The organism is Cereibacter johrii, from assembly GCF_001720585.1.
Lineage (GTDB): Bacteria > Pseudomonadota > Alphaproteobacteria > Rhodobacterales > Rhodobacteraceae > Cereibacter_A > Cereibacter_A johrii.
This window is the reverse complement of sequence record NZ_MABH01000193.1, coordinates 1-6,947: the sequence shown is the minus strand read 5'-3', so window position 1 is coordinate 6,947 and position 6,947 is coordinate 1. Positions and strand designations below refer to the sequence as shown.

Annotated in this window: 5 protein-coding genes; 2 read left to right on the top strand and 3 right to left on the bottom strand. The window is 72.2% G+C overall.

Features of this window, described 5'->3' with window-relative positions:
* A partial coding sequence (locus A9O63_RS17450; protein ID WP_141703110.1) for a divergent polysaccharide deacetylase family protein occupies positions 1–717 on the top strand: 717 nt, incomplete at its 5' end.
* Positions 718–885: 168 nt separating this feature from the next.
* Here A9O63_RS17450 and trpE read toward each other — a convergent pair.
* Complete coding sequence (gene trpE / locus A9O63_RS17445) at positions 886–2,397, bottom strand: anthranilate synthase component I (protein ID WP_069333062.1); 1,512 nt, start codon at positions 2,395–2,397, stop codon at positions 886–888.
* Between the two features lie 10 nt (positions 2,398–2,407).
* Positions 2,408–4,273 carry a peptidyl-prolyl cis-trans isomerase gene (locus tag A9O63_RS17440; RefSeq protein WP_069333061.1) on the bottom strand — a complete coding sequence of 622 codons (1,866 nt, stop codon included), beginning with the start codon at positions 4,271–4,273 and terminating at the stop codon, positions 2,408–2,410.
* Between the two features lie 197 nt (positions 4,274–4,470).
* On the opposite strand from A9O63_RS17440, the gene A9O63_RS17435 reads away from it, so the two are divergent.
* Positions 4,471–6,453, top strand: a complete 1,983-nt coding sequence (locus A9O63_RS17435; protein WP_069333060.1) for an AsmA family protein — start codon at positions 4,471–4,473, stop codon at positions 6,451–6,453.
* Positions 6,454–6,641: 188 nt separating this feature from the next.
* On the opposite strand, the gene A9O63_RS17430 is transcribed toward A9O63_RS17435, so the two are convergent.
* The coding region (locus A9O63_RS17430) for a GcrA family cell cycle regulator (RefSeq protein WP_328585914.1) at positions 6,642–6,947 on the bottom strand (306 nt) is incomplete at its 5' end.

Sequence of the window (6,947 nt, the reverse complement as noted above, 5' to 3'; positions counted from 1 at the left end):
CTGCCGCGGATCGGCGATCCCGCGCCCTCCGCCGAGCCTGCGGCCGCGCAGCCGCCGCTGCGCCGCTACGCGCAGCCCTTCGAGAACCCGGGCCGGAAGCCGCTCCTCTCGATCCTCCTGCAGGACACGGGCGGCCCGCTTCTCGACCGCGAGGCGCTCGCGGCCCTGTCCTTCCCCGTCACCTTCGTGATCGACCCGCAGGCCCCCGACGCGGCCACCGCGGCCGGGATCTACCGCGCGGCCGGTCATGAGGTGCTGATGCTCGCCAGCGGCTTGCCCGAGGATGCGATGCCCTCCGACGTCGAGGTGACGCTCGAGAGCGCTGCCGCAGCCCTGCCCGAGGCGGTGGGCCTGATCGACCTGCCCGCGGGCGGCTTTCAGGCAACGCGCTCCCTGTCGACGCAGGTGGTGGAGATCCTCGCCGCGCAGGGCAGGGGACTTGTCACCCACGACCACGGGCTCAATGCGGCCGATCAGGTGGCCCGGCGGGAGGGTCTGCCCTCGGCGGTCGTCTTCCGGCGCCTCGACGAGGGCGAGGCGGATGCGGCCTCGGTGCGGCGCGCCCTCGACCGGGCGGCCTTCAAGGCGGCGCAGGACGGGCGGGCGATGATCCTCGGCGACACGCGCCCCGAGACGCTGAAGGGCCTGATGGAATGGTCCCTCGAGGGGCGCGCCGATGGCGTGGCGCTGGCCCCCGCCACGGCGCTCCTGCGCTGAGGGTAAGGGCCGGGCTTCCGCCTGAGGGGAGGGCCCTCCGGGCAGGGCCTCTCGCGCCGCAGGCGCGTCCCGGCCGGGCCGGGAACGCGCCGGCAGATGTCCTCCGGGGCGGCGTGAAGGTGCGGACCTGTCAAGGCCCGCCCATACGGGCGCGGTGCCTTGGGGCCGTCAGCCGTTCCCGGCGCGGCGGGCGAAGAGGCCCGCATCCTCGGCGGCCCTGCGGAGCGCCATGGCCTTGTTGACCGTCTCCTGATATTCGGCCTCGGGATCGCTGTCATAGACCACGCCGCCGCCCGACTGGATGTAGAGCGTCTCGTCCTTCAGGACCGCGGTCCGCAGGGCAATGCAGAAATCCATTTCCCCATTGGCCGCGAAATAGCCCACGCCGCCGCCATAGACGCCGCGCTTTTCCGGCTCGAGCTCGTCGATGATCTCCATCGCCCGCACCTTGGGCGCGCCCGAAACCGTGCCGGCCGGCAGGCCCGCCAGCAGCGCCGAGAGCGCATCCTCGCCCTCCGCGATCTCGCCCACCACGTTCGAGACGATGTGCATGACGTGGGAATAGCGCTCGATGATGAACTTCTCGGTCGGGCGCACGGTGCCGATCCGGGCCACCCGGCCCACATCGTTGCGCCCGAGGTCGAGCAGCATCAGATGCTCGGCCAGTTCCTTCTTGTCCGACAGGAGGTCGGCCTCCAGCGCGCGGTCCTCCTCGGGCGTCGCGCCGCGCTTGCGGGTGCCGGCGATGGGACGGACCGTCACTTCGCGGTCGCGCAGCCGCACGAGGATCTCGGGGCTGGCCCCCACCACCTGGAAACCCCCGAAGTTGAAGAAGAACATGAAGGGCGAGGGGTTGGTCTTGCGCAAGCTGCGGTAGAGCGCGAAGGGCGGCAGACGGAAGTCCTGCGCCCAGCGCTGCGACGGCACCACCTGGAAGATGTCGCCCGCGCGAATATAGTCCTTGGCCTTCTCGACCGCGGCCTTGTAGCCCTCGTGGCTGAAGTTCGAGCGCATCTCGCCCACCTGCGCCACCTCGCCGAAGTCGCGCTGCACGGGCGGCGCACGGTCGAGATCGCGCAGCGCATCCATCACCCGCTCGGCCGCCTGCGCATAGGCGGCCCGCGCCGAGAGGCCCGACGAGACCCAGGCGGGGGCCACCACGGTCACCTCGCCCTTCACCCCGTCGAGCACCGCCACGACCGAGGGCCGCATCAGCACCGCATCGGGCAGGCCCAGCGGATCGGGATTGATCCCCGGCAGATGCTCGACCAGCCGGATCATGTCATAGCCGAGATAGCCGAACAGGCCCGCCGCGATGGGGGGCAGGTCGGCCGGCATCTCGATCCGGCTCTCGGCGATCAGCGCCCGCAGCGTCTCGAGCGGATGCCCCTCGAGCGACTGGAAGGCCTGACGGTCGAAGCGGGCCTCGCGGTTGATGCGGCTGTCCTGCCCATGGCACTGCCAGATCAGATCGGGCTTCATGCCCACGACCGAATAGCGGCCGCGGATCTCGCCGCCCGTCACCGATTCCAGCATGAACGTGTCGGTGCGCGCCTCGGCCAGCTTCAGCATCAGCGACACCGGCGTGTCGAGATCCGCGGTCAGCCGGGCATAGACGAGCTGGTTCTGCCCGGCATTCCAGCCGCGCTCGAAGCTTTCGAAGGAGGTCACGAGCGACAAGGGGGGCCTCTTACTGGAACTGGGCCTGAACCGCAGAGATGGCGGCATCGTTGAGCGTGATGCCGGCCTCCTGCATCAGGCTGCTGGAAAAGAGCGCGAGCGCATCCTGCGACAGCGCCTGCTCGATCTGCGCCGAGAGCGAGGCCTTGAGCGCCTTGGCCGCCTCGTCGTCGGCCGCCGCGGGCTCGATCGCGTCGAGCCGCAGGACACCGGCGAAGTCCGGGCCCTCGATCGCGCGGAAGGCGCCCTGCTGCATCTCGAAGGCGGAGGACACGAGCGTCTCGGGCACCCCCTCGACGAAGCCGTCGCGGGTCATCGGTCCCAGATCCTCGACCGGGCCGAAGCTGCCGAGGTCGGTGCCCTCTTCGGCGGCCTTGGCGATCTGGGTCGCGCGGGCGGCCAGCGCCTTGGTCAGGGCGTCCTTGCGGGCAGCCTCGGCCACATCGTCGCGCACCTCCTCGAAGGGCTTGAGCTTCGGCGCCACGACCTCGTCCAGACGCATGGCCAGAAGGCCGCCGTCGTTCAAAAGGATCGTCTCGGGGAAATCGTCCTTCTGCAGCTTGTCGGCGGCCGTGCGGAAGGCCTCGTAGCCCGAGATGTCGGAATCGAGACCCGGCGCGTAATCGACGGTCGCGATCTTCATGCCGGCCTCGCCGGCAAGATCCTCGAGCGTGGCGCCGGCGGCCAGAAGGTCGTCGATCTGCTCGCGGCGGCCCGCGATGGCGCGGCCCGCGGCCTCCTGCTGATATTCCGTGAGGAGATCGTCGCGCACCTCGTCGAAGGGTGTCTCATGCGCCGCGATCACCCCGTTCACCCGGAAGAGCGCCGGGCCGAGGTCGGTCTCGACCGGACCCGCGATGCCGGGCGCGGTCAGGGCGAAGACGGCGTCCGCCGCCCCCCCGAGAGCGTCCCGCGACGCATCGCCGAGGTCGATGTCGGCCAGCTCCAGCCCGCGCTCGGCGACGAGCGTCTCGAAGGGCGTGCCGGCATCGAGGCGCTGGCGCGCTTCCGCGGCGGCCTCGGCGGTGGGGAAGACCAGCCGCTCGACCAGCCGCCGCTCGGGCTGCACGAACTCGGCGTGCCGCTCGTCATAGAGCCGGCGCAGCGCCGCCTCGTCCGCCGGCAGGGTCGCCGCCACATCCTGCGGCAGCAGCGCGGCATAGGTGATGCGCTTGGTCTCGGGGGCGGTGAAATCGGCGGGATGCGCCTCGTACCAGGCCTGAAGCTCGGCATCGGTCGGCGCGGCCAGCGGTTCGGCGAGATTGGCCTCGGTCACGCGCAGCAGCCCGAAGCTCCGCCGCTCGGCGATATAGGCGTGGAGCGTATCCACCATCCGGGCCGGAGCGGTGAAGCCGCCGCCCACCGCGCCCTGCAGGAGAGAGCGCGCCATATCCTCGCGCAGGCCGGTCTCGAACTCGCCCTCGGAAAGGTTGTTCTGGCGCAGCACGAGCCGATAGGTCTCGCGGTCGAACTGGCCCGAGGGGCCGTGGAAGGCATCCGTGCCGGTGATCTCGCGCGCCACGCGCTCGTCGCCCACCGACAGGCCGATCCGGTCGGCCTCGTTCGAGAGCGCGGCCTCGGTGACGAGCCGGCGGCGCACCTGCTGGTCGAGGCCGAAGGCCCTGGCCATCTCCATCGTGACCGGCTGGTTGATCTGCGCGCCGAGCGCCCGCATCTCCTGCTGGAGCGCGCGGGCATAGGCCCCCGTGGTGATGTCGCGGTCGCCCACGCTGCCGACCGTGGTGAGGCCGCCGCCGAAATTGGTCACGCCAAAGCCGCCGAGGCCCACGGCCATCAGCCCGACGAGGCCCCAGAAGACGAGCTGCGTGCCCTTCTTCTTCGGCTTGTGGTGCTCGATCGACGTCAGTTTCGACATGGCATTCTTCCGGTTTGGGCGGTTGCGACTGTCTAGGGCCTCGGCGGCTCCGGGGCAAGACGCAGAGGGCCGCACGGCGAAGGCCCGCAGGCGCAGCCTCACGCAATCCTGACCGGCGCGGCCCCGGCGCTCCGGCAGGCTGCTTGCTGCGGCGGAACGCGGCCGCTAGGCTTTCCCGACACAGATCGGAGGTGTCGATGCGCTGGCTGGTCCGTCTGGCGGCTGTGCTCTTCGGGCTCGTGGCCCTGTTCCTCGTGGCCCTCGTGCTCATGCCGCGCGAGCGGGTGGCCGAGCTTGCGGCCCGCGAATTCGAGGCGGCGACCGGCCGCGCCATGACGATTTCGGGCGATGTGCGGCCCTCGATCTGGCCGCGTCTCGGGGTGCGCACGGGACCCGTCACCGTGGCCAACGCGCCCTGGACCGACGAGGGGCCGATGCTCGAGGCCCGCTCGCTCGAGATCGGGCTCGACACGCTCGCGCTGATGAGCGGCGCCTGGCGCATCAGCCGGATCGCGCTCGAAGAGCCGGTGATCCGGCTCGAGCGGGATGCCGAGGGCCGGGCCAACTGGGATCTCTCGCCCCCGCCGCGCGGGACGGAGGGCGCCGCGGCCGAGGGCCAGGCCGGCCCGGCGCCGGCCTCGGCGCAGGCGGGCTTTCCGCTCTTCTCGCTCGACGAGGGGCTGGTCACCGGGGGACGCGTGCTCTGGATCGACCGGGCGGCGGGCCTGCGCACCGAGATCTCGGCGCTCGACATGCGCGTGAGCCTTCCCGAAGCGGGAGGACCGGCGGATCTCACGCTCTCGGGACAGGCCAACGGCCGCGGCTTTGCGGTCGAAGGCCGGCTCGCCGAGGCGGGCACCAGCCTTGCCGGCCGCGTGGCGCCCGTGCGGCTCTCGCTGGTCACGGGCGCGGCCCGGATCGGCTTCGACGGCGAAGCGGGCAGCGCCCCGCCCATGGCCGAGGGCAAGATCGATGCGGCGCTCGGCGATCTCGGCGATCTGGCGGCGCTCTTCGGCCGGGAGCGTCCCGCCTTGCCCGAGGGGCTGGGCCGGCGCCAGATCGCTCTCACGGGCGGGCTCACCCTCGCCGAGGGCGGCACGCTCCATCTGCGGAAGGGGCAGGTGACGGCCGACGGCAACCGTCTGGCCGTCGATGCGGATCTGATCCCGCAGGGCGAGCGCCCGAAGCTCGAGGCGAACCTGCGCGCCGAGACGCTGAACCTCGCAGGGCTTTCCACCGGCGGTGGCGGCACGGGCGGCGGAGGAGACGCAGGCAAGGGCTGGTCGCGCCAGCCCATCGACGTGAGCGCACTTTCGGCGCTCGATCTGGGCCTCGCGCTCTCGGCGGGCAGCGTCGATTTCGGCCGGCTGAAGCTCGGGGCCACGAAGGCGATCCTGACGCTCGACCGCGCCCGGCTGGTGGCCGACCTGCGCGAGGTCGCGGCCTACGGGGGCACGCTTTCGGGCGAGCTGATCGTGAACGGCCGTCAGGGGCTGTCGGTCGGCGCGGACCTCACCCTTGCGGGCCTGCAGACCGAGCCGCTCCTCGGCGATCTGGCGGAGTTCGACCGGCTCGCCACGCAGGGCGACCTGCGGCTGAAGCTGCTGGCCGCGGGCCCGCATGAGGAAGCGCTGATGCAGAGCCTCTCGGGCACGGGCTCGGTCCGCTTCGGCAAGGGCGAGCTGCGCGGGCTCGATGTGGCGCGGATGGTGCGGACCCTCGATGCGGGCTCGGTGGGGCAGGGGACCCGCACGATCTTCGACCGCATGGGCGCAACCTTCACCATCGAGAAGGGCGTGCTGCGGAACGAGGATCTGACGCTCGAGGCGCCGCTGCTGCGCGCCACGGGCAGGGGGCAGGTGGGGATCGGCGCGCGGACGCTCGACTATCGCCTGCTGCCCACGCTCCTGCCGCAGGGCGACGGCACCGGCGGGGTGAGCGTGCCGCTCCTCGTCTCCGGCCCCTGGGCCAGCCCGCGCTATCGGCTGGATCTCGATGCTCTGGTGCGCCAGCCGGTGGGGCAACAGGTGAAGGAGCGGCTGGAAGAGGAAGCGGCCGAGCGTCTGGGCGTGGTGCCGCAGGAGGGCGAGAGCCTCGAGGAGGCCGCCAAGCGCCGCGCCCGCGAGGCCCTGCAGAACGAGGCCGGACGCGCCCTGAACCGGCTTCTCGGCGGAAACTGAGCCGCCTCTCGGGCGGGCCCCGGGGCCGGCGCCTCGCCTTTCAGGCCCGCGAGGGGCCGCACGACGCGCCGGAGGGATTTCGGTCCGGGCCGCAGGCAGTCAGGGGACGCAGGCCCCGATTGCCTCGGGCAGGCCGAGGCGGGACGGATGAGGGGTGGCGGCTGGCATGGCCCGCCGCCGGGCAGGCGTCAGCGGCGACGGTCGCGGCGGGCGCTCATCGGCTGGAAGGCCACGCCCACATGCGCCTCGCAATAGGGCTTGCCGGCCGAAGAGGGCAGGCCGCAGAACCAGAAGTCGTCGGTCGCCGGATCGCCGATCGGCCATTTGCAGGTCCGCTCGGTCAGTTCCATCAGCGTGAGACGGCGGGCGCGCTTCTCGACCTCGCGCACGGAGGCGAGCGCCTCGGGGCTGATCTCGTTGGCGGACGGCTGCGGCGGCAGCGGCTGGCCCGCGGTCACCACGGGCTTGCGGATCGGCACCGGAGCCGCGGGGGC